23 protein-coding genes and 1 other annotated feature are annotated in these 26,627 nt (G+C 68.7%); of the genes, 12 read left to right on the top strand and 11 right to left on the bottom strand.

The window, feature by feature from the left end:
* Position 1: 1 nt before the first annotated feature.
* Complete coding sequence (locus SY26_RS13530) at positions 2-1,063, bottom strand: cysteine desulfurase family protein (protein ID WP_198143177.1); 1,062 nt, start codon at positions 1,061-1,063, stop codon at positions 2-4.
* The gene (gene coaBC, locus SY26_RS13525) at positions 1,054-2,238 is read right to left on the bottom strand and encodes a bifunctional phosphopantothenoylcysteine decarboxylase/phosphopantothenate--cysteine ligase CoaBC (protein ID WP_046000956.1); all 1,185 of its coding nucleotides are present in this window, start codon (positions 2,236-2,238) and stop codon (positions 1,054-1,056) included. Before coaBC ends, SY26_RS13530 begins: the two co-directional genes overlap by 10 nt.
* Positions 2,239-2,363: 125 nt before the next feature.
* Between coaBC and SY26_RS13520 the strand changes: the two genes are divergently transcribed.
* The gene (locus tag SY26_RS13520) at positions 2,364-3,875 is read left to right on the top strand and encodes a YifB family Mg chelatase-like AAA ATPase (RefSeq protein ID WP_046000955.1); all 1,512 of its coding nucleotides are present in this window, start codon (positions 2,364-2,366) and stop codon (positions 3,873-3,875) included.
* Here the strand turns inward: SY26_RS13520 and gshB are convergent.
* The 3 genes from gshB to rsmI are packed head-to-tail and all read right to left on the bottom strand — an operon-like array spanning position 3,872 to position 6,194.
* A complete protein-coding gene (gene gshB / locus SY26_RS13515; RefSeq protein WP_045982231.1) occupies positions 3,872-4,822 on the bottom strand; it encodes a glutathione synthase in 951 nt (316 codons plus the stop codon). The two genes, SY26_RS13520 and gshB, sit on opposite strands and share 4 nt — an antisense overlap.
* Before the next feature lie 60 nt (positions 4,823-4,882).
* Positions 4,883-5,263: a YraN family protein gene (locus tag SY26_RS13510; RefSeq protein ID WP_232303349.1), complete on the bottom strand. Its 381-nt coding sequence runs from the start codon at positions 5,261-5,263 to the stop codon at positions 4,883-4,885.
* Complete coding sequence (gene rsmI / locus SY26_RS13505; protein WP_232303348.1) at positions 5,256-6,194, bottom strand: 16S rRNA (cytidine(1402)-2'-O)-methyltransferase; 939 nt, start codon at positions 6,192-6,194, stop codon at positions 5,256-5,258. Before rsmI ends, SY26_RS13510 begins: the two co-directional genes overlap by 8 nt.
* A gap of 111 nt (positions 6,195-6,305) precedes the next feature.
* Between rsmI and SY26_RS13500 the strand changes: the two genes are divergently transcribed.
* From SY26_RS13500 to murJ, 3 genes are read left to right on the top strand one after another with little or no spacing between them, the layout of a single operon-like run.
* The gene (locus tag SY26_RS13500) at positions 6,306-7,511 is read left to right on the top strand and encodes a penicillin-binding protein activator (RefSeq protein WP_046000954.1); all 1,206 of its coding nucleotides are present in this window, start codon (positions 6,306-6,308) and stop codon (positions 7,509-7,511) included.
* 22 nt (positions 7,512-7,533) lie between these two features.
* Positions 7,534-10,287 (top strand): [protein-PII] uridylyltransferase, encoded by a 2,754-nt coding sequence (locus SY26_RS13495; protein ID WP_084693856.1) that lies wholly within the window; start codon positions 7,534-7,536, stop codon positions 10,285-10,287.
* Entirely contained in the window at positions 10,284-11,813 is a 1,530-nt protein-coding gene (gene murJ, locus SY26_RS13490) for a murein biosynthesis integral membrane protein MurJ (RefSeq protein ID WP_046000953.1), read from the top strand. Before SY26_RS13495 ends, murJ begins: the two co-directional genes overlap by 4 nt.
* Here murJ and SY26_RS13485 read toward each other — a convergent pair.
* On the bottom strand, positions 11,810-12,511 hold the full coding sequence (locus SY26_RS13485) for a rhomboid family intramembrane serine protease (RefSeq protein ID WP_046000952.1): 702 nt from the start codon (positions 12,509-12,511) through the stop codon (positions 11,810-11,812). The genes murJ and SY26_RS13485 overlap by 4 nt on opposite strands.
* 74 nt (positions 12,512-12,585) lie before the next feature.
* Here SY26_RS13485 and trpS point away from each other — a divergent pair, with 74 nt between their 5' ends.
* From trpS to SY26_RS13445, 8 genes are all read left to right on the top strand, one after another.
* On the top strand, positions 12,586-13,620 hold the full coding sequence (gene trpS, locus SY26_RS13480; RefSeq protein WP_046000951.1) for a tryptophan--tRNA ligase: 1,035 nt from the start codon (positions 12,586-12,588) through the stop codon (positions 13,618-13,620).
* A 62-nt stretch (positions 13,621-13,682) separates the two neighbouring features.
* Positions 13,683-13,738, top strand: a sequence feature (sul1 is cis-regulatory element that is thought to sense ions involved in sulfur or methionine metabolism; They are found in Alphaproteobacteria).
* Positions 13,739-13,801: 63 nt separating this feature from the next.
* Positions 13,802-15,298, top strand: coding sequence for a SulP family inorganic anion transporter (locus SY26_RS13475; protein ID WP_046000950.1), 1,497 nt, complete (start codon positions 13,802-13,804; stop codon positions 15,296-15,298).
* A 15-nt stretch (positions 15,299-15,313) separates the two neighbouring features.
* A complete protein-coding gene (locus SY26_RS13470; RefSeq protein ID WP_046000949.1) occupies positions 15,314-16,168 on the top strand; it encodes a universal stress protein in 855 nt (284 codons plus the stop codon).
* Positions 16,169-16,461: 293 nt separating this feature from the next.
* A complete protein-coding gene (locus SY26_RS19990; protein WP_052715288.1) occupies positions 16,462-17,763 on the top strand; it encodes a Hint domain-containing protein in 1,302 nt (433 codons plus the stop codon).
* Positions 17,764-17,830: 67 nt separating this feature from the next.
* On the top strand, positions 17,831-18,343 hold the full coding sequence (locus SY26_RS13460) for a hypothetical protein (protein ID WP_046000948.1): 513 nt from the start codon (positions 17,831-17,833) through the stop codon (positions 18,341-18,343).
* Positions 18,344-18,362: 19 nt separating this feature from the next.
* A complete protein-coding gene (locus tag SY26_RS13455; RefSeq protein WP_046000947.1) occupies positions 18,363-19,553 on the top strand; it encodes a hypothetical protein in 1,191 nt (396 codons plus the stop codon).
* On the top strand, positions 19,550-20,797 hold the full coding sequence (locus SY26_RS13450) for a glycosyltransferase family 4 protein (protein WP_052715287.1): 1,248 nt from the start codon (positions 19,550-19,552) through the stop codon (positions 20,795-20,797). Before SY26_RS13455 ends, SY26_RS13450 begins: the two co-directional genes overlap by 4 nt.
* A 165-nt stretch (positions 20,798-20,962) precedes the next feature.
* The gene (locus SY26_RS13445) at positions 20,963-21,844 is read left to right on the top strand and encodes a polyprenyl synthetase family protein (RefSeq protein WP_052715286.1); all 882 of its coding nucleotides are present in this window, start codon (positions 20,963-20,965) and stop codon (positions 21,842-21,844) included.
* Here the strand turns inward: SY26_RS13445 and SY26_RS13440 are convergent.
* The 5 genes from SY26_RS13440 to SY26_RS13420 are packed head-to-tail and all read right to left on the bottom strand — an operon-like array spanning position 21,841 to position 26,624.
* Positions 21,841-22,755 (bottom strand): phytoene/squalene synthase family protein, encoded by a 915-nt coding sequence (locus tag SY26_RS13440; RefSeq protein WP_046000946.1) that lies wholly within the window; start codon positions 22,753-22,755, stop codon positions 21,841-21,843. The two genes, SY26_RS13445 and SY26_RS13440, sit on opposite strands and share 4 nt — an antisense overlap.
* Positions 22,752-24,257 carry a phytoene desaturase gene (locus tag SY26_RS13435; RefSeq protein ID WP_046000945.1) on the bottom strand — a complete coding sequence of 502 codons (1,506 nt, stop codon included), beginning with the start codon at positions 24,255-24,257 and terminating at the stop codon, positions 22,752-22,754. The genes SY26_RS13440 and SY26_RS13435 overlap by 4 nt, the downstream gene beginning before the upstream one ends.
* A complete protein-coding gene (crtY, locus tag SY26_RS13430; protein ID WP_046000944.1) occupies positions 24,254-25,414 on the bottom strand; it encodes a lycopene beta-cyclase CrtY in 1,161 nt (386 codons plus the stop codon). Before crtY ends, SY26_RS13435 begins: the two co-directional genes overlap by 4 nt.
* Positions 25,411-25,899: a sterol desaturase family protein gene (locus SY26_RS13425; protein ID WP_045982218.1), complete on the bottom strand. Its 489-nt coding sequence runs from the start codon at positions 25,897-25,899 to the stop codon at positions 25,411-25,413. Before SY26_RS13425 ends, crtY begins: the two co-directional genes overlap by 4 nt.
* On the bottom strand, positions 25,896-26,624 hold the full coding sequence (locus SY26_RS13420; RefSeq protein ID WP_046000943.1) for a fatty acid desaturase: 729 nt from the start codon (positions 26,622-26,624) through the stop codon (positions 25,896-25,898). The genes SY26_RS13425 and SY26_RS13420 overlap by 4 nt, the downstream gene beginning before the upstream one ends.
* Between the last annotated feature and the right edge of the window lie 3 nt (positions 26,625-26,627).

The raw sequence follows: 26,627 nt of genomic DNA, 5'->3' as shown, positions 1-26,627 counted from the left end.
CTCAAATGGCCGCGGTCGGTCCATTCCTGTCGCGCCAGCGTGAATACGCCTTTTCCCAGGCATCCGCAAATCGGTTGATCTGATCGTCCCCAACAGCGGGGCTTATCGAGATCCGGATCGCCGATTGCGCAAGCTGATCGTCGAACCCCATCGCCTGCAGGGCGCCGCTGGCCCGGACCTTGCCCGATGAACAGGCCGAGCCGGCCGAGATCGCGAACCCTGCCAGATCCATCTGCATGACCTGGGTTTCGCCCTTCCACCCCGATGTAAGAAGGCATGTCGTGTTCGGCAAGCGCTGCACGGCCTTTCCGACGATCACCGCGCCGGGCGCGATGTCGCAGATCCGCGCCTCCAGCGCGTCGCGCCGCTCGCGGACCGCGTCCCACAGCCCGGCGTCCAGATCACGCTGCGCGGCCGTGGCGGCGGCGGCAAAGGCCAGGATGCCGATCAGGTTCTCGGTCCCCGCACGGCGCCCCTGCTCCTGCCCGCCGCCCTTGATCAGCGGAGGCAGGTCGGTGCCTTTCTTCAGGATCAGCGCACCGATTCCCTTCGGCCCGCCCAGCTTGTGCGCGCTGACGAAGCCCGCCGTCACGCCAAGCCAGTTGAACGCCATGGGCACCTTGCCGAAGGCCTGCGTCAGGTCGCTGGAATGCAGCCCCTGCGGCAGGTCCTGCATCACGCCGGTCTCGTTGTTGGCCAGTTGCAGGCTGGTTCGTGCGGGGTCGGTCACGGTGACGATGCCGTTGCCGTCGACCGCAAGGTCCGCCTCGCACCAGACCTTGACGGCGCTGTGTTCCACGGGGGCGCAGTGGAACCCGCCCTGTCCCAGGACCATCGCCGCGGCCTCGGTCGCGCCGGCGGTGAAGACCACGTCGGCCCCGTCTGCGCCCAGGGCCACGGCCACCTGCTCGCGGGCGCGTTCCAGCGCCATCTTGGCGGCCCGCCCCTCGGTATGGACCGATGACGGGTTGCCGGAGATTTCCAGCGCCTCGGTGATGGCGACCTTGACCTCGGGGCGCAGCGGTGTGGTGGCGTTCCAGTCCAGATAGGTTCTCATGCCAATACCCCCGCGACCCGCGCGGCCAACCGGGCCGCCACGGCATGCTTGTCCATCCGCGGCCAGTCCTCGGCCCCGGCTTCGGTGATCAGCGTGACGGTGTTGTGGCTGCCGCCCATGATCCCCGTGGCGGGGCTGACATCGTTCGCCACGATCCAGTCGCAGCCCTTGCGCAGCCGCTTCGCGGTCGCATGGGCAGTCACGTCCTGCGTTTCCGCCGCAAACCCCACGACCAGGCGCGGACGGCGCGCATCGCGGCTGATCCAGGCCAGGATGTCCGGGTTTTCGGCCATCTGCAGCGTCGGCATGTCGCCGGTCTTCTTGATCTTCTGGTCGCTGCCGTTCAGCACGCGCCAATCGGCCACCGCCGCCGCCATCACCGCCGCATCGGCGGGCAGCGCGGCCGCGACTGCATCCCGCATCTGCTGCGCCGTTTCCACCGCGATCACGTCGACGCCCTGCGGCGCCGGCACGGATGCGGGGCCGGTCACGAAGCTGACCCGCGCGCCCAGATCGCGCAGCGCCGCGGCGATCGCCGCCCCCTGCGCCCCGCTAGAGCGGTTGGCGATATAGCGCACCGGGTCAATCGGCTCATGCGTGGGGCCGGACGTCACGATCACATGCCGCCCCGTCAACGGCCCGTCGGTCAGGGCCGCACGGATCGCGGCCACGACCGCCTCGGGTTCGGCCATGCGGCCCGCGCCGTATTCGCCGCAGGCCATGTCGCCCTCGTCCGGGCCGACGAACAGCACGCGGTCGCCCCGCAGCGTGGCCAGGTTGCGCTGCGTCGCGGGGTGGTGCCACATCCGCACGTTCATCGCCGGCGCGATCAGAACGCGCTTGTCCGTCGCCAGCAGCAGGGTGGATGCTAGATCATTCGCCAATCCCTGGGCCATCTTGGCCATCAGATCGGCCGTAGCCGGGGCCACGACGACCAGATCGGCCTGCCGCGACAGCTGGATATGGCCGATCTCGGCCTCGGCACCCTGATCCCACAGCGTGTCGTGCACCGGCTCTCCGGCCAGCACGGACAGGGTCATGGGCGTGGTGAACTGCGCGCCCGCAGCAGTCAGCACCGGCGTCACCGACGCGCCCGCCGCGCGCAGCAGCCGGATCAGCGCCGGCGCCTTGAAGGCCGCGATCCCGCCGCCCACGATCAGCAATATCCGCCTGCCCTGCATGCGCCACCCCCATCGGTCCTGCGCCCCAGATAGCGACGCGGCGCCGCTGCCGCAAGGAAAGCGCGCCCGTTAACGCTTCCTTAAGGCCGCTGCCGTTAACCATTCCGGGACAACCGAGGGGTAACATGGTCGCCATCGCCTATTCCGTGGCCTTCAAAGGCATCGAAGCCCGCCTGGTCGAGGTGCAATGCGCCGTGGCGGCAGGCCTGCCCGGCTTCTCCATCGTGGGTCTGCCCGACAAGGCCGTCAGCGAGGCCAAGGAACGCGTCCGTGCGGCCTTCGGCGCGCTGGCCATCGCCCTGCCGAACAAGCGGCTGACCGTGAACCTGTCGCCTGCCGATCTGCCCAAGGAGGGGTCGCATTTCGACCTGCCAATCGCGCTGGCCGTGCTGGCCGCGCTGGACATCGTGCCCCGGGAGGAACTGGCCCGCTGCGTGGCCCTGGGCGAGCTGGCGCTGGACGGGCGGCTGGTCGCGGTCGCGGGCGCGCTGCCCGCCGCCGTCGCGGCCGCGGATGACGACCGCGCGCTGATCTGTCCCCGGGCCTGCGGCGCCGAGGCCGCGTGGATCGAACAGGTGCCGGTCCTGGCCGCCGACACGCTGCGCGCCGTGGTTGATCACCTGACTGACCGCGCGCCTATCGCGCCGGCCCGCCCCGGCCAGGTCGTCGACGGCCCCCAGCCCCCGTGCCTGTCCGACGTCCGCGGCCAGGAACGCGCCAAACGCGTGCTGGAGATCGCCGCCGCGGGGCGTCATCATCTGCTGATGGTCGGTCCCCCCGGCGCGGGCAAATCCATGCTGTCGGCACGCCTGCCCGGCCTGATGCCACCCCTGACCGCACGCGAGGCGCTGGAGACCTCGATGGTCCATTCGGTGGCGGGGCTGCTGAAGAACGGCCAGATCTCGCGCCGCGCGCCCTTTCAAAGTCCGCACCACACCGCGTCCTCCCCGGCCATCGTCGGCGGCGGCCCCAAGGCCAAGCCGGGAGAAATCAGCCTGGCCCATAACGGCGTGCTGTTTCTGGACGAGCTGCCGGAATTCGACCGCAAGGTGCTGGAAAGCCTGCGCCAACCGGTCGAGACAGGCGAGGTCTTCGTCAGCCGCGCCAACGCGCATATCCGCTATCCCAGCCGGTTCCTGCTGATCGCGGCGGCCAACCCGTGCCGCTGCGGCTATCTGGCCGATCCGGGCCGGGCCTGTTCGCGCGCGCCGGTCTGCGGCGACAGCTATCTGGGCAAGATCTCCGGGCCGCTGATGGACAGGTTCGATCTGCGGCTGGAGGTGCCGGGCGTCAGCCTGACCGACCTGGACCTGCCGGCGGGCGACACGTCCGCTACGGTGGCGGCCCGCGTCGCGGCGGCCCGCGCGATCCAGGCAAAGCGGTTCCGCGACCATCCCGGCGTGACGGTGAACGCCGATGCGCCGCCACCGTTGCTGGACGCGATCGCCGCGCCCGATGCGGACGGGCGCGCGCTGATCCTGAAGGCGTCGGAAAGGCTGGGCCTGACGGCACGCGGTTATCACCGCATCCTGCGCAGTGCGCGCACCATCGCCGATCTGGACGGGTCGGACCATGTCCTGACCCGCCACCTGGCCGAGGCGATCAGCTATCGCCTGCCCTACGTCGCGGGGGGTTAGCCCTTGGCGGCCACGCGCCGCTCGATCGCCTCCCAGATGGCCTCGGCGGCATTGATGCCGTCGAACCGCTCCAGCTCCTGGATGCCGGTGGGCGAGGTCACGTTGATCTCGGTCAGCCAGCCGTCGATGACGTCGATGCCGGTGAAGATCAGGCCCTTCTCGCGCAGCACGGGGGCGATGCGGGTGCAGATCTCGAATTCGCGCTCGGTTAGGCCGATCTTCTCGGCGCGCCCGCCGACATGCATGTTCGACCGGGCCTCGCCCTCCTGCGGGACGCGGTTGATGGCGCCCACGGGTTCGCCGTCGACCAGGATGATGCGCTTGTCGCCCTTAACCACGGCGGGCAGGTATTTCTGCGCGATCATGGGTTCGCGGTTGATACCCGCGAAGGTCTCCAGCAGGGCCGACAGGTTCGGGTCGCCGGGCTTCAGGTGGAACACCCCCGCCCCGCCATTGCCGTAAAGCGGCTTGACGATGATCTCTCCGTGGCGCGCCCGGAACGCCTTGAAGGCAGCGGGGTCGCGGGCGATCATGGTGGGCGGCGTCAGGTCGGGAAAATCCAGCACCATCAGCTTTTCGGGGCAGTTTCGGACCCAGAACGGGTCGTTGACCACCAGCGTCTGGGGATGCACCCGGTCCAGCAGATGGGTCGAGGTCACATAACCCATGTCGAAGGGCGGGTCCTGGCGCAGCCAGATCACGTCGAAATCGCCGGCCTCGACCTCGGTCCAGTCGCCGAAGGTGACGTGGTCGCCCTCGGTCCGGCGCAAGGTGACGGGGCGGCCGCGCACGACGATGCGCCCTTCGTCATAGCGCAGCTGATCGACGGTGTACTGGAACAGCCGATGGCCGCGGGCCTCGGCTTCCAGGCCGATGCGGAACGTGCTGTCGGCGTGGATCGAGACATCCTCGATCGGGTCCATCTGCAAGGCGACATACAGGCTCATGGGGCCCTCCTGAATTTCGGACAAGTTGTGGCCCGCCGCCGGGGCGGATGCAAGCCTGCCTCAGACCTCGCCGAAGGCATTGGGGATCAGCTCCACCCGACCGGTGGCATCCACCAACGCCACGTCGAAGCGCATGGAAACCTCGCCCAGGCCTTGTCGGTCGCAATATTCCAGCGCGGCTTGGGTGATCCGGCGCATCTGCGCGGGCAGCAGGTGCAGGGCGGCGTCGGCATGGCTGCGCGACGCCTTGACCTCGACGAAGACCAGGTCGGGACCGTCCTGCACGATCAGGTCGATCTCGGCCCCCTGCCCGCTCCAGCGCGTCGCCAGAACCTGCGCGCCGCGCTGGTGATACAGACGCAGGACGCTCTCCTCGGCCAGGCGGCCGGACAGGTCGGCGGTGCGGCCCCGGCCCTCGCGCCTGCCGCCAAGCTCAGTCACGATCCGCCAGCCCAAGCGCCAGCTGATAGACGTTGCGGCGCGGCAGGCCCAGCTCCTGCGCGGCCTCGCGCGCGGCGTCCTTGACGGACATGGTGCGCATATGCGCAGTCAGGACGGCGCGCACGCGGTCTTCGTCCATCTCAACGGCAGAGGGGCGGTCAAGGACCATCGCCACCTCGCCCTTCAGCGTGGCCATGCGCGGATCGGTGGACAGGTCGGCAGCGGTGCCGCGGATCACCTCCTCGAACTTCTTGGTCAGCTCGCGCGCGACGACGGTGATGCGGGCGGGGTCGATCAGGGCCAGATCCTCCAGCGTGCGGGACACGCGGCGCGGACTCTCGAACAGGATCAGCGTCGAATCGACCGCCATCCAGCGGCGCAGCCAGGTCTGGCGCGCGGACTGGGTGGGCGGCGGAAAGCCCAGGAACAGGAACCGGTCGCTTGGCAGCCCCGCCAGCGACAGCGCTGCCAGCGCCGAGGACGGCCCAGGCAGCGCATGGACCCGCGCCCCGGCCTCTGCCGCGTCCAGCGCCAGCCGATAGCCGGGATCGGCAACCAGCGGCGTGCCCGCATCGGAACAGTACGCCACGCTGGCCCCGTCCGACAGCGCCGCCAGCAGCGCGGGACGCGCCCGGTCGCCGTTGTGGTCGTGATAGGACAGGATGCGCCGCCCGCGCAGCGGCACGCCGTGGATGTCCAGAAGATGGCGCAGCACGCGCGTGTCCTCGGCCGCCAGCATGTCGGCGCTGTTCAGCACGTCCAGCGCGCGCAGCGTGATGTCGCGGGCCGCCCCGATGGGGGTCGCGACCAGGTACAGGCCGGGGTCCAGGCGCGCGGCCTCGACATGCGCGGCCAGGCGGCGGGCGGGGTCCTGCCCAGAGTTCGGCATAGGGTTCGGCCCATGGTTCGGGGGGTCGCGGCGGTCGGTCATCCTGCCTCCGGTTCCGGCCCGCACGGGGCCGGCGCTGATTGCCAATCGCAAAGACAGGACATAGGCTGCCGCCATCCGCGCGCGTCATAACATAAAGCAGGGAAGTTTCACATGTCAGCCTTCGCCACAACCCGGCCTGCGGGTCTGCGCCATGTCCTTTTGAAAGCGGCGACGGTGGTATCGGCCCTGTTTCTGGCCGCGTGCGAGCCGACCGGCGGCACCACGCAGGCAAGCGGCCCCGAGACGGGCCCCCTGATCGACCCGTCCGAACCGGTGCGCGTGGCGCTGCTGGCGCCGGGCGGGACCGGGTCGGACGACCTGGAATGGCTGGCCCGCAGCCTGAAGAACGCGGCCCGCATGGCCGCGGCCGACGCCCAGGGCGCGACCATCGACCTGCGCGTCTATGACAGCGGCGCATCGACCGAAAGCGCGGTGGCCCAGGCCAATGCCGCCGCCGACGCGGGCGCGCAGATCGTGCTGGGTCCGCTGTTCGCCGACGGCGCCAACGCGGTGGGCAATGCCATGAAGGCGCGCAACATCAACGTGCTGACATTTTCCAACAACACCCAGGTCGCGGGCGGCAACGTCTTCATCCTGGGCAACAGCTTCGAGAACGTGGCCGACCGCCTGGTCGGGTACGGAATGACGCAGAACAAGCGCAACCTGCTGGTCGTGGCCGAGAACGACGTAGCAGGCCAGCTGGGCGGCCGCGCGATCGAGGCCGCGATCGCCCGCAACGGCGCCCGCATGGCGGGTCGGGTCGACCACCCGGTCTCGATCACCGGGGTCGACGGCGTGGTTCCCCGCATCACCCAGGCCGCGACGTCGGGGTCGATCGACGCGGTCTTCATGACCGCCAACAACCAGGCCGTCCTGCCCTATCTGACCGAACAGCTGGCGGCGGCGGGCGTGCGGTCGCCCGGCACGCAGATGATCGGCCTGACCCGGTGGGACCAACCCTCGTCGCGCCTCGGCATGCCCCAGCTGGCCGAGGGGTGGTTCGCGATCCCCGACCAGACCCTGCAGCGCCAGTTCGAGGCCCGCTATGCCGGTGCCTATGGCGAGGCGCCCCATCAGCTGGCCTCGCTGGCCTATGACGGGGTCGCGGCGATCTCCTCGCTGGTGCGCAATGGACAGCGCAACGCGCTGACCACCACGGGCCTGACGCAGCGTGCGGGCTTCAACGGCGTGGGCGGCGTCTTCCGCCTGCAGCGCGATGGCACCGTCCAGCGTGGCCTGGCGGTCGCCACCATCCGCGGCGGCCAGTTGGTCGTGCTGGACCCCGCACCGCGCAATTCGCGCGGGCTGGGGTCGTGACCGGGGCCGGACGCGCCGACCGATGACCATCGTCGCGGCCCGACCCGACCTGGACACCGACCAGCTGCTGGCCCGCCTGGACCGGCAGCTGGCGGGAACCACCGACCCCCGCCAGATCCGCGCGCAGACCGTGGCGATGCTGGCCCTGACGCGATCCGTGACGATGGAGGCGATCGAGGCCGCCTTTGCCACCCATCCCCGCGCCGCGCGCGAGACGGTGCGTGCCATCGCCATGATGACGGATGCGCTTGTCACCGCGGTCCATCACGTGGCCACGACGCGCCTGCACCCCCAGCAGTCCTCGTCCGAGACGCAGCGCCTGGCCGTGCTGGCCGTCGGCGGCTATGGCCGGGCCGAAATGGCGCCCTCCTCCGACGTGGACCTGCTGTTCCTGACCCCGTGGAAGATCACCCCTTGGTCGGAAAGCGTCGTCGAATCGATGCTGTACATGCTGTGGGATCTGAAGCTGAAGATCGGCCATTCGATCCGCAGCGTGGACGACTGCCTGCGCCTTGGTGCGGCGGACATGACGATCCGCACCTCGCTGGTGGAACACCGCCTGGTCACGGGCCACGCCCCCCTGGCCGAGGAGCTGCGCACCCGCCTGTGGGCCGAACTGTTCGAGCGGACCATCCCCGAATTCATCGAGGCCAAGCTGGAGGAACGCGCCGCGCGCCACACCCGTCAGGGCGGCCAGCGCTATGTCCTGGAACCCAACGTCAAGGAGGGCAAGGGCGGCCTGCGCGACCTGCAGACGCTGTACTGGATCGCGAAATACATCCACCGCGTCGACCGGGCGGTCGAGCTGGTCGATCTGGGCGTCTTCACCCGCGACGAGCATCTGGCCTTCTGGCAGGCCGAGGATTTCCTGTGGGCGGTGCGCAGCCACCTGCATCTGATCGCGGGGCGGCCGTCGGACGTGCTGTCCTTTGACATGCAGGTCGAGGTGGCGCGGCGCATGGGCTATGTCGACACCACCGCCCGGCGCGCGGTCGAGTACTTCATGCAGGACTATTTCCGCCACGCCACCCGCGTCGGAGAGCTGACCCGCGTCTTCCTGACGGAACTGGAGACCCGCCATGTTCGCGCAGCACCCTTCCTGGGCCGCATCTTCCGTCGGCGGCGCAAGATGCGCGCGGGTTTCGTCGATCAACAGGGTCGCCTGTCCTATGAAACCGAGGCGACTTTTCTTGCCGACCCGCTGAACATCCTGCGCCTGTTCGAGGAGGCCCTGCGCACCGGCGTGCTGATCCACCCCGAGGCGCTGCGCCTGGTGGCCGCGAACCTGGACCGCATCGACGACAAGGTGCAGTCCGACCCCGAGGCGATCCGCATCTTCATGGACCTGCTGCTGCGGCACGGAAACCCCGAACGCGCGCTGCGGCGCATGAACGAACTGGGCGTGCTGGCCGCCTTCATCCCGGAATTCGAACCCGTCGTGGCGATGATGCAGTTCAACCTGTATCACCATTACACCGTGGACGAACATTCCATCCAATGCGTCGCCGCCCTAGCCGAGATCGAGCGCGGCGAACACCCCGAGGACCTGCCGCTGTCCTCGGAGATCATCCAGGCCGGCGTGAACCGCCGCGTGCTGTATCTGGCGACCCTGCTGCACGACATCGGCAAGGGCCGCCCCGAGGATCATTCGATCCTGGGGGCGCGTATCGCGCGGCGGATCGCGGCGCGCTTCGGCTTTGCGCAGGACGACATCGACACGGTCGAATGGCTGGTGCGCCATCACCTGCTGATGTCGGACGTGGCGCAGAAACGCGACATCAGCGACCCGCGCACGCTGCGCGACTTTGCCAAGGCGGTGAAGACCCGCAAGCGGCTGGACATGCTTTTGGTGCTGACCGTCTGCGACATCCGCGGCGTGGGGCCCGGCACCTGGAACAACTGGAAGGCCGCGCTGCTGCGCCAGCTGCACCAGGAGACCGCGGCCGCGCTGGAGAACGGGCTGGAGGAGCTGAACCGCGACCGTCGCCAGACCGAGGCGAAACGCTCGCTGCGCCACCTGCTGATCGCCAAGGGCTGGGACGCCCGCACCATCCGCGCCGAACTGGGGCGCCATTACGACGCCTATTGGTCGGGCCTGCAGACCCAGACCCAGGCCGTCTTTGCCGACCTTCTGTCTGGCCTGGGCGCGGACGAGATCCGCATCGACCTGCGCGCCGATCCCGACCGGGATGCGACCCGCGCGGCCTTCGTGCTGTCGGACCATCCGGGCATCTTCTCGCGGCTGGCCGGGGCGCTGACGCTGACCGGGGCGAACGTGGTCGACGCGCGCACCTATACCACGCGGGACGGCTATGCGACGGCGGTGTTCTGGGTCCAGGACGCCGAGGGGCATCCCTTTGCCGAGGATCGCCTGCCCCGCCTGCGACAGACCATCCTGCGCACCTTAGCCGGAGAGATCGTCGCCCGCGAGGCCTTTGCCAGCCGGGACAAGCCGAAAAAGCGCAACCGAGAGTTCAAGTTCCCGACCCACATCACCTTCGACAACGAAGGCAGCGACATCTATACCATCATCGAGGTCGACACCCGCGACCGCCCCGGCCTGCTGTACGACCTGACGCGGACACTGGCCGCGACCCACATCCAGATTGTCAGCGCCGTCATTGCGACCTATGGGGCGCAGGTGGTCGACAGCTTCTACGTCAAGGACATGTTCGGCCTGAAGCTGCACAGCCCCGCGAAACGTGACGGGCTGGAAAAGAAACTGCGCACGGCGATCGCCGACGGCGTGAAACGGGCCGAGGCTGAACAGGCATGAAATCCGGATTGGTGCGGGGGTTCCTCTCCGTTGGGCTATGGACGCTGATCTCGCGCGCGTCGGGCTTCGTGCGCGACATTCTGATGGCCGCCTGGCTGGGCACCGGCGCCGTGGCCGAGGCGTTCCTGATCGCGCTGTCCCTGCCCAACATGTTCCGCCGCTTCTTCGCCGAGGGCGCGTTCAACACCGCCTTCATCCCGATGTTCTCGAAGAAGCTGGACGACCCGGCCGACGCGCAGCGTTTCGCGCGCGAGGCGTTCTCGGGGCTGTTCATGACGGTGCTGGCGCTGTCGGCGGTGGCGATGATCTTCATGCCGGGGCTGGTCTGGCTGATGGCGTCGGGGTTCGCGGGCGATGAACGGTTCGACCTGGCGGTCGAATACGGGCGGATCACCTTTCCCTACATCCTGCTGATCTCGATGGCCTCGATGATCTCGGGCGTCTTGAACGCGAACGGCCGCTTTACGGCCGCGGCGGCGGCGCCGGTGCTGCTGAACCTGCTGTTCATCGTGGCGATGGGACTGGGGCGCTGGCAGGGGTGGGACCTGGGCCTGACCCTGGCCTGGGCCACGCCCGTCACCGGCGTCGCGCAGCTGGCGCTGGTCTGGTGGGACGCGCGGCGGACCGGATACACGTTCTGGCCGCACCGCCCGCGCCTGACGCCCGACATGCGCCGCCTGATCGCGGTGGCCCTGCCCGCGGCATTCGCGGGCGGCGTCGTGCAGATCAACCTGCTGGTGGGCCGCCAGGTCGGATCCCGGTTCGAGGGCGCGATCGCCTGGCTGTCCTATTCCGACCGGCTGTACCAGCTGCCTCTGGGCGTGGTGGGCGCGGCGGTCGCGGTCGTCCTGCTGCCCGAACTGGCCCGCCGCATCCGGGCCGAGGATCACGCGGGCGGCCAGTCGGCCTATTCCCGCGCCACGGAGTTCGGACTGTTCCTGACGCTGCCCTCTGCCTTCGCGATCGCGGTGATCGCAGAACCAATGGTCAGCACGCTGTTCGAACGCGGTGCCTTCACCGCGTTCGACACGCAGCAGACGGCGGCGGCGCTGATCGTCTATGCCTTTGGCCTGCCCGCCTTCGTGCTGCAGAAGATCCTGCAGCCGCTGTATTTCGCGCGCGAGGATACCAAGACCCCGTTCCGCTTTGCCCTGATCTCGATGGTGGTGAACGCCGTCGCGGCCTTTGGCCTGATGCCGATCTTCGGGTTCCTGGCGGCGGCGCTTGGCACGACCATCGCGGCCTGGATCATGGTGGCGCAGCTGTGGTGGGGCACCCGGTCGATGGGTCAGGCGGCGCGCGCCGATGCGCGCCTGCGCCGGTCGTTCCCGCGCATCCTGCTGGCATCCGCGCTGATGGCCGCCGTCCTGTGGGCGACCCGCGGCTGGCTGGAGGCCGCGGGCATGGGTCGCGGCGCGGGGCTGGCGATCCTGGTCTTTGGCGGCGCCGCGCTTTATTTCGCGCTGGCCTTTGTCATCGTCGGCTATCGCCCGTCGGAACTGCGCGCCGCCGTCCGGCGCGGTTAACGCTGGCGCAGCTGCGCCAGCGCGCGTGCCATCCCCCCGTCGACCAGCACGAAGGACAGCGCGAACCCGAACCCAAAGCCCGCGATCTCGGCGATCCAGCCCAGGCCCGCGCCGCCGAAGATCAGGCCGAAGACCAGCTGGAACAGCAGCAGCATGCCGATCAGCGTGAAGGCCCGCATCCGGTTCGCGTTCTCTGCCGCCAGCCGCGTCCAGATCAGGAAGGTGAACGCCCCCACCAGCCCATAGACCGCCGGATAGCCGCCGATCAGCGGCGCGGACCGCGCGCCCACCGCCTGAATGATCGCGGCATAGACCAGCGCACCGCCGATGGCCGACCCGAAATACAGCGCCAGCACCGCCCAGGGCCGGAAATTCTGCGCGACCATGTTCCCCAAAGCCAGCGTGAAGACCACGACGAACAGCGCGTGCATGGCGTTGACATGGATGAACACGAAGCTGAGGAACCGGTACATCTGTTCCAGATCGAACGCCCCCAACGTCCAGGCCCGCTGCGCCAGTTCGGGCGGAAACGCCGCCATGCGGATCGCGGACAGGCGCAGGCCCACGCCCTCGGCCCCGCCGATCAGGCCCGCGCCGCCCAGGGCAAAGACCGCCTCGGAGGCGATGACGGGCAGGGTCAGCAGCCAGATCACGGGCGGCAGCGGGTTCAGCGGCGATTCAGGCAGGCTTGATCGCATGGGGTTTCCTTGGGTTGCGAAGGCACCGGTCAACCGCTAAGCCAGCGGGCAGGAAATTCCAAGGCAGGCCGCTCATGTCCGACCCGATCAACGCCCAGTTCCGCCCGCGCATCTTTTCCGGCATCCAGCCGTCGGGCGGGCTGACGCTTGGCAACTACCTTGGCGCGCTCAAGCGGTTCGCGGACCTGCAGGGCCCGGACGCGCAGACGATCTACTGCATCGTCGACCTGCACGCGATCACCGTCTGGCAGGACCCCCAGATCCTGCTGTCGCGCACGCGCGAGGCGGCGGCGGCCTTCATGGCGTCGGGCGTGGACCCCGCGCAGTCGATCCTGTTCAACCAATCCCAGGTCAGCGCCCATGCCGAGATGGCGTGGCTGTTCAACACAGTCGCGCGCGTGGGCTGGATGTACCGGATGACCCAGTTCAAGGACAAGGCCGGCAAGAACGCCGAGAACGTCAGCCTGGGCCTTCTGGCCTATCCGGCGCTGATGGCGGCCGACATCCTGACCTATCAGGCGACCGCCGTGCCCGTCGGAGAGGATCAGAAGCAGCATCTGGAACTGACCCGCGACATCGCGGCCAAGTTCAACCACGATTACGGCGTCACCCATTTCCCGATCACCGAACCGCTGATCGAAGGTGTGGCCACCAAGGTCATGTCCCTGCGCGACGGGTCAAAGAAGATGTCGAAATCCGATCCGTCGGATGCCAGCCGCATCAACCTGACCGACGACGCCGACACCATCGCCCAGAAGATCCGCAAGGCGCGCACCGATGCCGACCCCCTGCCCGGCCAGATGGACGGTCTGAAGGACCGCCCCGAGGCGCGCAACCTGATCAACATCTATGCCGCCCTTACGGACGAGACCCCCGACCAGGTCCTGGCCCGGTTCGAGGGTCAGGGCTTCGGCGCGTTCAAGCCCGCCCTGGCCGAGGTCGCGGTCGAGGCGCTGTCGCCCATCACCCGGCGCATGTCCGAATACATGGCCGACCCCGCCCAGATCGACGCGATCCTGGCCGACGGTTCCGACCGCGCGGCGGCCGTCGCCATGCCGATCCTGGAGCGGACCAAGGACATCATGGGCCTGCTGCGCACCCGCGGCTGAGGCCCCCTGGCCGCAAGGGGGTTGCGCCAGCGGCCTCTTTGCGGCTATCAGCCCGACACGTGCATGGACCCGGTGAGATTCCGGGTGGCTCTTCCGGCCGCCGATCCGCCGGACAATTCGAACCTTGACACTTGACTGTCGGACCGCAGGCCACGACGGCCCGGTCAGGAACGGATGACACATGTTTTCACTGACGACCTACAAGAACGAATGGCTGGGCAACATCAGGCCCGACCTGCTTTCGGGCCTTGTCGTGGCCCTGGCGCTGATCCCCGAGGCCATCGCCTTTTCCATCATCGCGGGCGTGGACCCCAAGGTGGGGCTGTATGCCAGCTTCTCGATCGCGGTCATCACCGCGATCACCGGCGGCCGTCCCGGCATGATCTCGGCCGCGACGGCGGCGACGGCGGTGCTGATGATCACGCTGGTGCGCGATCACGGGCTTGAATACCTGCTGGCGGCCACCGTGCTGGCTGGCCTGATCCAGATCGGCTGCGGCCTGGCCGGTCTGGGACGCTTCATGCGCTTTGTCTCGAAATCGGTGATGACCGGGTTCGTGAACGCGCTGGCGATCCTGATCTTCATGGCGCAGCTGCCCGAACTGGACCTGTCCGCACCCGGCGTGACCTGGTTCACCTACGTGCTGGTCGCGGCGTCGCTGGCGATCATCTACCTGTTCCCGCGCATCACCAAGGTGATCCCGTCGCCGCTGGTCACCATCGTCGTGCTGACCGGTCTTGCGATGACCTTCGGATGGGACGTGCGCACGGTGGGCGACATGGGCGCGCTGCCCGACACGCTGCCGATGTTCCTGATCCCCGACATCCCGCTGACGCTGGAGACACTGCAGATCATCCTGCCCTATTCCATCGCGGTCGCCATCGTGGGCCTGCTGGAAAGCCTGATGACCCAGAACCTGGTGGACGAGCTGACCGACACGCGCAGCAACCGCAACCAGGAATGCATCGGCCAGGGCCTGGCCAACACCGCCACCGGCTTCATCGGGGGCATGGCGGGCTGCGCCATGATCGGACAGTCGATGATCAACGTCAAATCCGGCGGACGGGGTCGGCTGTCGTCCTTCACCGCCGGGGTGGCGCTGCTGATCCTGGTGGTGGGTCTTGGCGATCTGGTCAGCCGCATTCCCATGCCGGCGCTGGTCGCGATCATGATCATGGTGTCCATCGGCACCTTCAGCTGGTCGTCTTTGGCCAACCTGCGCACCCATCCGCGCTCGTCGTCGGTGGTGATGCTGGCAACCGTCGCCACGGTCGTCTGGACACACAACCTGGCCATCGGGGTGCTGGTGGGCGTGCTGCTGTCGGGGATCTTCTTCGCCGCCAAGATCGCACAGCTGTTCCGCGTGACCTCGACCCTGTCGGCGGACGGCCGCAGCCGGACCTATGTCGTCGAGGGGCAGATGTTCTATGCCTCGGTCGAGGACTTCATGGCCGCGTTCGACTTTGCAGAACCGCTGGATCATGTCACCATCGACGTCAGAGGGGCGCATATCTGGGACATCAGTTCGGTGCAGGCGCTGGACATGGCGATCCTGAAGTTCCGGCGCGACGGCGCGCAGGTGCAGCTGATCGGCATGAACGCCGCCTCGGAGACGCTGGTCGACCGGCTTGCCATCCATGACAAGCCCGGCGCCCTGGACAAGCTGACGGCGCATTAGAGGGGGAGACGGCACATGAACGACAAGATCATCGCCCTGGTGGACGGCTCGGTCTACGCGGCCTCGGTGTGCGAACATGCGGGCTGGCTTGCGGCGCGCAGCGGCATGCCGGTCGAGCTGCTGCACGTCCTGGGCCGCAGGTCCCCCGCCCCGTCGCAGGACCTGTCCGGCACGATCCGCCTCGGCGCGCGCAGCGCCCTGCTGGACGAGCTGGCAAGCCTTGACGAACAGCGCGCGCGCCTGGCGAACGCCCAGGGCCGCGCCCTGCTGGAGGATGCGCGCAACCTGACCCTGGGCGCCGGCGCCGCGCGGGTCGAGACGCGCCTGGAGCAGGGCGACCTGATCGCCCATGCGACCGGCAAGGCCTCAAGCCCCGCCCTGATCGTGATCGGCAAGCGCGGAGAGGCCGCCGATTTCGCGGCCGACCATCCCGGATCGAACCTGGAACGCGTGGTCCGCGCGGCCAAGGTACCGGTCCTGGTCGCCGCCCGCGCCTTCCGCCCCATCGCCAGCGTGATGCTGGCCTTTGACGGCGGGGCCTCGGCGATGAAGGCGGTCGATCACGTGGCCTCCAGCCCGGTCTTCGACGGGCTGCGGATCGAGGTGGCGATGGCCGCCCCGGCCAACCGCGAGGCGCAGGTCCAGCTAGAGGAGGCGATCCTGCGCCTGCGCGCCGCCGGCCGCGATGCCCGCGCCGAACTGCTGGACGGCAGCGCCGACAGCGCGCTGATCGCACGGATCGAACAGCAGGATCACGACCTGCTGGTCATGGGGGCCTATGGGCACAGCCGCATCCGCCGGTTGATCATCGGATCGGTCACCACGCGCATGCTGATCGATTCCCGCAGATCCGTGCTGCTGTTCCGCTGAGCCGTAAATAAACAGTTAACAGCGCACAAATTTACAGCCTCCAGTTGCAGATTCGACGCGGACGCCGTCCTCCGGTCCCCGCGTCGGATCAACCCTGACCGGCCCTGCACAACGTGCAAGGTGAACCGGAAAGTTCATAGGTTAATCAACCAATTGCACGATGTGCGACGCGGGTCGTGAAAAACGCGGCCACGCGGCGCGGGCGCGTGGATTTTGTTGACAACCGCCGGGGTGCGGGCGTAACGCCATTGAAACAGGGTTAACAAGAATCGTTTTCAAGAGGGATGACTGTCATGGCCACGATCTTTGGCAGCTATGATGGCGATGGCGCGACCATTCTTCAGGGCAACTCCTCGGAGGGAACCCAGAACGTCACGTTGTCGGATTGGGCGTTCAGCCGGCAAACCGAGCCGGGCGACAACCGCAGCGTGTACGACATCAGCATGAAGGGCGGCGACGACACGCTGGAGGGCGGAAACCTGTCCGGCCAAGGCGCCCGCGTCGCCTTCGGCCAGGTCGACATGGGCACCGGCGACGACATGGCCCATCTGTCGCGCACCACCTTCGAGACGATCTCGACCGGCGACGGCGACGACACGCTGAAGCTGGAGCAGTCGTTCGGCGCGCGCGTGGACCTTGGCAAGGGCGACGACGTCCTATGGTTCGACATGAAGCCGGACCACAGCCTGTCAGATGCCAACAAGATGCGCAGCGGCGCCAAGCTGGACGGCGGCAAGGGTCAGGACACGCTGAACCTGCGCGGGGACTGGACCCTGACGCTGTCCAGCGGCAACGTCACCATGGACACCGACGGCGACGGCAAGGCCGACCTGGTCACCAACGTCTACAGCGACAGCGACATCGGCTCAATCCTGGCCTATCCGCGCATCCTGCAGGGCACGGTCTCCTATGGGACGATGACGCTTCGCGACGGATCGACCGTGGCATCGCGGTCGGGCTTTGCCAATTTCGAGGCGATCAACGCGGTCTGCTTTACCGCCGGCACGCTGATCGACACCCCCCGCGGCGCGGTCCCGATCGAGACCCTGCGCCAGGGCGACACGGTCATCACCCGCAACGGCCCCAAGGCGCTGGCCTGGATCGGTTCGCGCAGGCTGGACGCGGTCGATCTGGCGGGGAACCCCAAGCTGCTGCCGATCCTGGTGCCCGCCGACGCCTTCGGCAACGGCCTGCCCCTGCGCGACATCCGCTTTTCGCCCCAGCACCGCGTCGTCATACGCTCGGCCATCGCCGAGACGATGTTCGGCGCCCCCGAGGTGCTTGTCGCGGTCAAGCAGCTGATCGGCGTGAACGGCATCGACGTGGACGGCGACGCCCGCAGCGTCCAGTACCTGCACCTGATGTTCGCCGACCACCAGATCCTGTCGGTCGAGGGGATCGAGGCCGAGAGCCTGTTCCCCGGGCGCCAGGCGCTGACTTTTCTCAGCCAGGACCAGCTGTCCGAACTGCGCGCGATCTTCCCCGATTTCGACGCGATGACCGAGACCGATCCGGCCATCCCGTTCCTGAAGGGTCGCGAAGGACGCTCGCTGGCCGCCCGCCACGCCCGCAACGACCGCCCGCTGTATTCGTAAGGACCGGCCTGCGGTCATTGGACAGGCCCAGCATGTCGGCGACGGCAAGGCTGGGCCGCTTGGGATCATGACACTCCATACCGACCTGCCCCCCGCCCTGCTGCGCCGGACCGAAGTCACCGTCGGCAGGCACGCGGCCCGGCCCGACCTGATCGTGCCGTTGGCCCGCCAGATGCACCGGGAAAGCCTGTTCGCGGACCTGCCCTTCGACCAGCCGCAGGTGGAGCGCCTGCTGGCACAGGTCCATGACGACAGCGGTTATCACGGTGCCGTCGTCGTGTCGCTGGAGGCCGAGCCGGTGGCCTTTGCGCTGTTCGCGTTCGAACCGATGCGGACCCATTCCGCCAGCTGGATCACGGTAATCCACACCGCGCATCTGCGCAGCGACATCCGCGACACCGCCACGGGGTCCGCCGTCTGGCAGCGGGTGATGCTGGCCGTGCGCGGCTGGTCCGCGCCGCGCGGCGTCCGGGGCATCCAGGTTGCCCTGGGTCTTGGCGTCGCCGTTCCGCGGATGGACGCGCTGCTGACCGCGGATGGCGCCACGCCCCTGGGCGGCGCCTTCTTCAGTCGGCTGTAATCTCCGCGCGGGCCCCACGATGACCGCCCAGCTGACCCATGACGACCCCAGACTTGGCCTGCGCCCGGCAGAGGCGCGGGCCGACGATCCGTTGACCGGTGTCGCGATGCGCCTGCTGGGCGATGCCCTGACGGGCAGCGGCGACGAATGCGTCTGTGCCCCCGCCCTTGGCGTGCCGGTGCGCCTGCTGGCCCTGCGGCGCGGGGCGGACCTGATCCACGTGCTGAACCCCCGCCTGTCGTCGCTGTCCGACCTGCACCTGAACCGTGCCGAGACACGGCCCCAGACCGGCCCCGTGCAGCGCCATGCCTGGCGCGCACGGCGCGTGACCCTGGCCGGGACGCAGCCCGGCGGCCTGCCCCTGTCGCTGGACCTGGACGGTCCGCTGGCCATCGCCGTCCAGCAGGCGGTCGAGCTGCTGGACAATCGCGACGCGCTTTCCTGGGTCACGCCCTTCCACCGCGCCTGGCTGCGGGCGACCGACGCCCCGGTCCGGGCCCGCGCGCGGGCGATCAATCACGGCCTGCACCGCCCGGATGGGGCGGCGCTGCGCCTGCTGGACGACCGCCGGGTGCAGGTGCTGAGCGATGACGGCACCCCCTTGGGCGTGATCGACGCGCTGAACCCGGCCATGCCGGTCGAGGGTTGGGCGCGTCGCTGCCTTGGGCTGCTCTGCGCGACATCGGCCCTGAGGCACGTGATGGTGACAGGGCCGGCGCATCTGCCGCTGGCCGTTGCGGCGCTGGCCCTGGTGCCCGGCCTGACGGTGCATCACCCCGCGGCGGGCTGGCCCCTGGCAGCGATGCAGGTGCTTGACCTTGGCGCGGCGTTCCGGCCAGCGCAGCTGTCGGATGCGGCACCCGATGCGCCGCGGCTGGATGCGATCGTCGCGGGGGCGGATGACGACTGGCTGCACGGCCCGGACGCGCTGGCGCGCATCCGCCACGCCGGGCGGCGCCTGTCGGGCGACGGCGGCGTCCTGCTGATCCATGGAACGGGCCCCCTGCCCGCGATCCGCGACCTGCTGCAGGCCGCGTTTCCCGCGGTCCATGCGGTCCTGGACGGCGATGCGACGTTCCTGGTCGCGACAAAGGCGCGGCTGGACCTGGGCGTCGCCCATGCCCGCGTGCAGGCCATCGTGAACCGCACCGATCAGCAGCCGCTGCTGGCCGCGGGCTGCACGGGCTGGCAGACGGCTCCCCGGTCATGACGGTCGCCGCATCCGTGGCGCAGCGGCCGCGCATCCTGTTCCTGCACCTGTCCGGCCCCGGCCAGTTCGAGTTCCTGGGCCGCTGGCTGGCGGGCCAGGGCTGGGACGTCACCTTCATGCATGGCGGCATCGACGCCGACCCTGCCCATGACGGCATCCGCACCCGCCGATTTGCGCTGCGCGACACCACGATCCCCACGGGCGATCCGCGTCACATCCTTGACCACGCCGCGCAGAACTGCCGCGGCGCGACCGAGCTGATGTTCCGCATGCGCCATTCCGAAGGCTATGTCCCCGACGTCGTGGTGGCCCATGCGGGCTGGGGCGTGGGGCTGGGGGTCAAGCTGGTCTGGCCGGACTGCACCTATGTCGCCTATCACGAATGGTATTACACCGACCGCAACTGGGACAAGCGCCGGGCGGAAAAGCCCGCCGACCTGGCGGTGATGATCTCGGACCGGATGCGCAACCTGCCGATCACCGGCGAATTCGACCTGGCCGATGCCAGCTGGTGCCCGACGCTGTTCCAAGCCAGCCGCTTTCCTCCGGTCCTGCGCCGCCAGATCACCGTGATGCCCGATGGGGTCGATTGCGACCTGCACCGCCCCGACCCGCAGGCGCGCATCGATTTCGATTGGCTGCGCCTGCCCGCCGACCGCCCCGTGATCACCTATGCCACCCGCGGGATGGAGCCCTTGCGCGGCTTTCCGCAATTCCTGCGCGGCGTCGCCCGTCTGCAGGCGCGGCGTGACGACTTCGACACGGTGATCCTGGCCAATGACAGCGTGTCCTATGGCCGACCGCTGGCGCGCGGCGACAGCTGGTGGCTGCGGATGATCGACCAGCTGGACCTGGATCACCGCCGCATCCACGTGAACGCCATGCGCCCGCGCGATGAATATGTCCGCACGCTGCAGGCCTCGCACGCGCATGTCTATTTCACCGAGCCCTTCGTCACCTCCTGGTCCCTGTCCGAGGCAATGGCCACCGGATGCCTGGTGATCGGATCGAACACCGCCCCGGTGCGCGAACTGGTCCGCGACATGGAGAACGGCCTGATCGTCGACATGGACGACGCGGACGAGGTCGCGGACGCGATGGCCTGGGTGCTGGACAATCCGGGTGACGCGGCCGACCTGCGCCGCGCCGCGCGCCGGACGATCCTGGCCGATCACGATGCGGCGCGGGTGTTTCCGGCCAAGGATGCCTGGCTGCGCGCGGCCATCGGCGCGCCGGTCCACTGACCTTGTTGGACAAATTGCCGCGCGACCCCGCGTCGCCGTCGAAAAGGCTCGCAATCGGGCGTGAACCGTTCCAACATGGGGACTGTTGACGGTGGATGACGGGTCACGGGGTGCCGCCCCGGCCTGACCTTCCCGCCAGGTCAGAACCCAAGCGCGAAGGCACTGATGAGACGAGACGTCAACCCGATCCACGCCACCCTTCTGCAGACCAGACTTGAGGAGATCGCCCAGGGATTCGGTGCCGTGTCGCAGCCGCTCGGCGCGGCCATGAGCCATGGCGCGCTGTCGTCGGGCAAGCGGTTCCGCGGCATGCTGATGCTGCTTGCGGCAGAGGCCTCGGGCGGGGTCTGCGACACGATCGTCGACGCCGCCTGCGCGGTCGAGTTGGTGCATGCCGCATCGCTGATCTTCGACGACCTGCCCTGCATGGACGATGCCGGCCTGCGCCGCGGCCAGCCCGCGACCCATGTGGCGCATGGCGAAAGCCGTGCCGTGCTGGGCGGCATCGCCCTGATCACCGAGGCAATGGCCCTGCTGGCCGGTGCGCGTGGCGCGTCGGGCACGGTGCGGGCGCAGCTGGTGCGGATCCTGTCGCGGTCCCTGGGGCCGCAGGGCCTGTGCGCCGGCCAGGACCTGGACCTGCACGCGGCCAAGAACGGCGCGGGGGTCGAACAGGAACAGGACCTGAAGACCGGCGTGCTGTTCATCGCCGGGCTGGAGATGCTGGCCGTGATCAAGGAGTTCGACGCTGAGGAGCAGACCCAGATGATCGACTTTGGCCGTCAGCTGGGCCGCGTGTTCCAGTCCTATGACGACCTGCTGGACGTCGTGGGCGACCAGGCGGCGCTTGGCAAGGATACCGGTCGCGATGCGGCGGCCCCCGGCCCGCGGCGCGGCCTTCTGGCCGTGTCAGACCTGCAGAACGTGTCCCGCCACTATGAGGCCAGCCGCGCGCAGCTGGACGCGATGCTGCGCAGCAAGCGCCTTCAGGCTCCGGAAATCGCGGCCCTGCTGGAACGGGTTCTGCCCTACGCCGCGCGCGCCTAGGCGTGATGCGGCCGGGTCCAGAGGCCCTGCCGCGACACGCCCGCCCCCGGCAGGCGTGATCGCGCGACATCCCAGCCCCCGATGCCCAGCAGCCCGATCTTGGCGGCCTTGGACGTGCTGATCCGCTGGCGATAGGCCTCCGGCCCGCCCTTGCGGATGCGGAGCCCGATGGCGCGATAGATCCGCAGCGCGGCGGCGATGGACCAGGCGCAGCGCGGCGGCAGATCCGCCAGACCCACCCGCGCCGACGCGTAATAGGGTTCTGCCGCATCCAGCAGCCGCAGGATCACGGTGTACAGCTCCGGCGACGGCACCGGCCCGTCGATCCGCGCGCCCGCCTGGTCCAGCCAGTCCCCCGGCAGATAGCACCGCCCGATGCGCGCATCGTCGATCACGTCGCGTGCGATGTTGGTCAGCTGGAACGCCAGCCCCAGGTCGCAGGCGCGGTCCAGGACAGGATCGTCGCGCACGCCCATCACGCGGGCCATCATCACGCCGACGATGCCTGCGACGTGATAGGAATATTCCAGCACATCATCCAGCGTGCGATAGTCGCGCGCCTCGACATCCATCGCAAAGCCTTCGATCAGGTCCATGGGCCAGGCCTGCGGGAAATCATGCCTCCGCGCCACCGCGCGCAGCGCCGCAAAGGGCGGGGTCACCGGACCGTCGCCCTGCAACGCGGCCAGCGTGTCGGCGCGCAGGCCGTCCAGCCGCGCCTGCGGGTCGTTCACCGCCTCGGGGCGGCTGCCCAGGGCCTGACCGTCGATCACGTCATCCGCGTGGCGGCACCAGGCATAGAGCATCACCGTGTCGTCGCGGATGCCCGGCGGCATCAGCTTGGCCGCCGTGGCAAAGCTTTGCGACCCTTGGGTGATCGCCTCGGTCGAGGTCAGGACCAGATCGCTCATGCGCCCGCCAGGTCGGACAGCATCACCTGGGCCGTGGCCTTGGCCGAGCCCACGACGCCCGGAATGCCCGCGCCCGGATGGGTGCCCGCGCCGACCAGATAGAAGTTGCGGATCGTCTTGTCGCGGTTATGCGGCCGGAACCACGCGGATTGCGTCAGGATCGGCTCGACCGAGAAGGCGCTGCCATGATGGGCGTTCAGTTCGCTGGCGAAATCGGCGGGCGTGAAGATGCGCGTCGTGGTCAGGTTGGCGCGCAGGTTCGGGATCAGCCGCTCCTCCAGGGACGCCAGGATGCGGTCGGCATAGCGCGGTCCCTCGACCGCCCAATCGATCTCGGCGCGGCCCAGATGCGGCACCGGGGCCAGTACGTAATGCGTGGACATGCCCGGAGGCGCCATGTCCGGATCGGTCGTGCAGGGCGAATGCAGGTACAGCGAGAAATCCTCGGCCAGCTTCGGGCCCTTGAAGATCTCGTTGACCAGCTCCTTGTAGCGGGGGCCGAACAGGATGGTGTGATGCGCGATGTCCTTGGGCGCCTCGCGCAGACCGAAATGCAGCACGAACAGCGACATGGACCAGCGCTTGCGGTCCAGCGATTTCGCGCGGCTCTGCCCGCGGGCGGTATGGCCCAGCAGGTCGCGATAGTTGTGCATGACGTCGCCGTTGCTGGCGACCATGTCGGCCCTCAAAGACCGCCCGTCCGCCAGGGTGACGCCCGTGGTCCGCGCGCCCTCGGTCTCGATCCGGGCGACCTTGGCGTTCAGCATCATCTGACCGCCAAGCCGTTCGAACAGCGTGACCATGCCCGCGACCAGCTGGTTGGTGCCGCCCTTGGCAAACCAGACCCCGCCGCGCCGCTCCAGCGCGTGGATCAGCGCATAGATCGAACTGGTCGAGAAGGGATTCCCGCCCACCAGCAGCGTGTGATACGAAAACGCCTGCCGCAGATAGGGGTCCTTGATGAAGGTCGCGACCTTGGCATGGACGGACTTGTAGGCCTCAAGCTTCATCAGCGCGGGCGCGGCCTTCAGCATCTGGCCCAGCTTCAGGAAGGGCACGGTGCCCAGCTTGACGTAGCCCTCCTGGTACACCTCCTCCGCGTAATCGCGGAAGCGGCGGTATCCCTCCAGATCGTCCGGGTTGAACTGGGCGATCTGGCGCTCCAGCTGATCGGCCTCGTTTACGTAATCAAAGACCTTCCCGCCCGGCCACATCAGCCGATAGAAGGGTGACACCGGCATCAGCGTCACGTCGCGCGCCATGTCCTGCCCGGTCAGCGCCCACAGCTCTTTCAGCGCATCGGGGTCGGTGATGACCGTGGGACCTGCGTCGAAGACGTGTCCCTGATCGTGCCAGACATAGGCGCGCCCGCCGGGCTTGTCCCGGGCCTCGACCAGGGTGGTGGCGATGCCCGCGGACTGCAGGCGGATGGCCAGGGCCAGCCCGCCAAAGCCTGCGCCGATCACGATGGCGGTCTTGGCCGCAGGCGAATGGGCGTTCATGCGTTTTCCTTCAGCAGGGGACGTTCGGGCAGGCAGCGGATGGCCGTGCCAAGGGGAATGGGCGGTTTACCGGTCACGATGCGCAGCTGATCGGCCACGCTCAGCCGGCCGGCATAGAACCGTTCGATCAGTCCATGCGGCATGCGGTAGAACCGCTGCAGCAGGGTATAGCGCCGGTCGGGCGCGCAGCCGCGGAACAGCATCCGGTTCAAAAGGCGCAGAAAGCGGTCGCGGCGTGCCCGGTCGATCGCGTAATCGCGGATGGCGCCGCGCAGCGCGTCGGTGCCGGGCGGCCCGGACAGGCCCGCCACCACGTCCGCCACCTGTACCGCATAGGGCAGCGAATAGCCGGTGACCGGGTGAAAGAACCCCGCGCGCAGTCCCACAGGAACGGGCCCCGCCGTGTGATCGGCCCAGAAGCCCGCCGCGTCATGGGCCAGCGCGATGGGAAGGATGCCGCGTTCGCGCCGGACCTCGGCCCCGGTCCAGCCCTGCTGGCGGGCATAGTCGTGAGACGCCGCCGCCAGCGCGTCGTCGTCCAGATCGCCGCCATCGGAATAGCGCGTGTCCTCGATCAGGATGCGCGTCGGAGAGAAGGGCAGCAGATAGATGAAGCGGTACCCGTCCTGCTGGGTGACGGTCGCGTCCATGATCATCGGGCGCGGCACGCCGTGGGGGCGGTCGGTCTCGATCTCGACGCCCACGAATTTCTGGAAACCCACGGTCAGATGCCGCGACGGCTGCGCGCCGCGCCCGTCCAGGACCGCGCCCGCCTTGATCCGGGCGCCGCAGGACAGTGTCGCCCCCTGCGCATCCAGCAGGGCGATGTCGCTGTTCCAGCGGATCTCGGCGCCCGACCGGACCACCGCATCCGCCAGCGCCGCCCCGTCCAGCGACCCGTAACCGGTGGCCAGCCGCCGGGCATGGCGGGGAAAGCGCACCTCCTGGTCGGGCCAGTTGGCGCGGCGCAGGGGCTTCAACCGCGCCAGCCAGTCCGGCGACAGGTCGGGGTCGTGGCAGGACCAGGTGTGGCCGTCTGACGGTCCCGCGGCATGGTCCAGCAGCAGCACCCGCAGGTCGGGCCGCGCCGCGCGCAGCGCCAGGGCGATCAGCCCGTTCGCAAGGCCCGCCCCTGCCAGCAGCACGTCATGGGTCACGTGCGCTCCTGCGCCTCGGCCCGCAGCACGCCCGACGTCTTCAGGTCCTGCTTCAGCTTGTCGACCGGGGGCGCATAGATGAAGCCGAAGCTGACGCAATGGTCGCGCCCCTCGACCGCGTGGTGCAGGCGGTGGGCCTGATACAGGCGTCTGGCATAGCCCTTGCGCGGAACATAGCGGAACGGCCAGCGCTGATGCACCAGCCCGTCATGCAGGACGAAATAGATCAGCCCATAGACGGTCATGCCCAAGGCGATCCACCACAGGACCGGCGCCCAGATCCAGCCTACCGTGAACAGCACCGTGGCGATCACCGCAAAGACCAGGCCGTACAGGTCGTTCTTTTCCAGCGCGTGGTCGTGTTCCTCGTGGTGGGACTTGTGCCAGCCCCAGCCCAGGGGGCCATGCATGATCCAGCGGTGGACGGAATAGGCCGTCAGCTCCATCACCAGCACGGTGGCGACGACGATCAGGAAATTGGTCATGCGGTGTCCCCCTTGGTGCGGGTGCTGGGCAGGCGCCACCACGGCACCGTCGGGTGCAGGTGGTGTTCGTGATGATAACCGCCAAAGTGAAAGCAGGTCAGCAGCGACACGGGGTCGCTGATCCGCGACGACCGCGCATTGTGGCGGTCCGGGAACGCGTCGTGGCCGGGGCGGTGCGGCAGCCAGGTGCCGAACACGAACAGCTGGATCGACGCCAGGATCGACGGCAGCGGCCAGAAGACCACGTACATCCAACGATCCCCCAGGATCAGCGCATAGCCCGTCACGATGACGGGCAGCAGCAGCCCCTCGCGCCAGCCGAAATAGGTGCCGATGAAGCGGGCGTACCAGCGGACCGGGCCGCCATGGTCGAAATCGGGGTCGTCGTCGGTGCCGGCATGGCGGTGATGGGCCATGTGCTTGACGATCATCTTGCGCCACGAAAATCCGGCATACAGCCACAGGACAAGCTGGCCCATCGCCGCATTGGCGCGCGGACGCCCCGGCACGACCGACCCGTGCATCGCGTCATGCGCGATGATGAACAATCCGACCGACAGCCAGGTCAGCCCCATGAAATTCGCGATCGCCAGGATGGGATGCGCCGCTGCGTCCAGAAACCACAGCGCATGCACATGCAGGGCCAGCCACGCGGCGATGATGCCGCCCGAGACGATCAGGCTTGTGGCGGTCAGATCTGCCTTGGGCAGGGCATGTGCGCTCATCTT

The organism is Paracoccus sp. 228 (genome assembly GCF_000967825.1).
GTDB classification, from domain to species: Bacteria; Pseudomonadota; Alphaproteobacteria; order Rhodobacterales; family Rhodobacteraceae; genus Paracoccus; species Paracoccus marcusii.
Note: the sequence above shows the minus strand (reverse complement) of the source record. Positions and strands in the feature narration are given on the sequence as shown.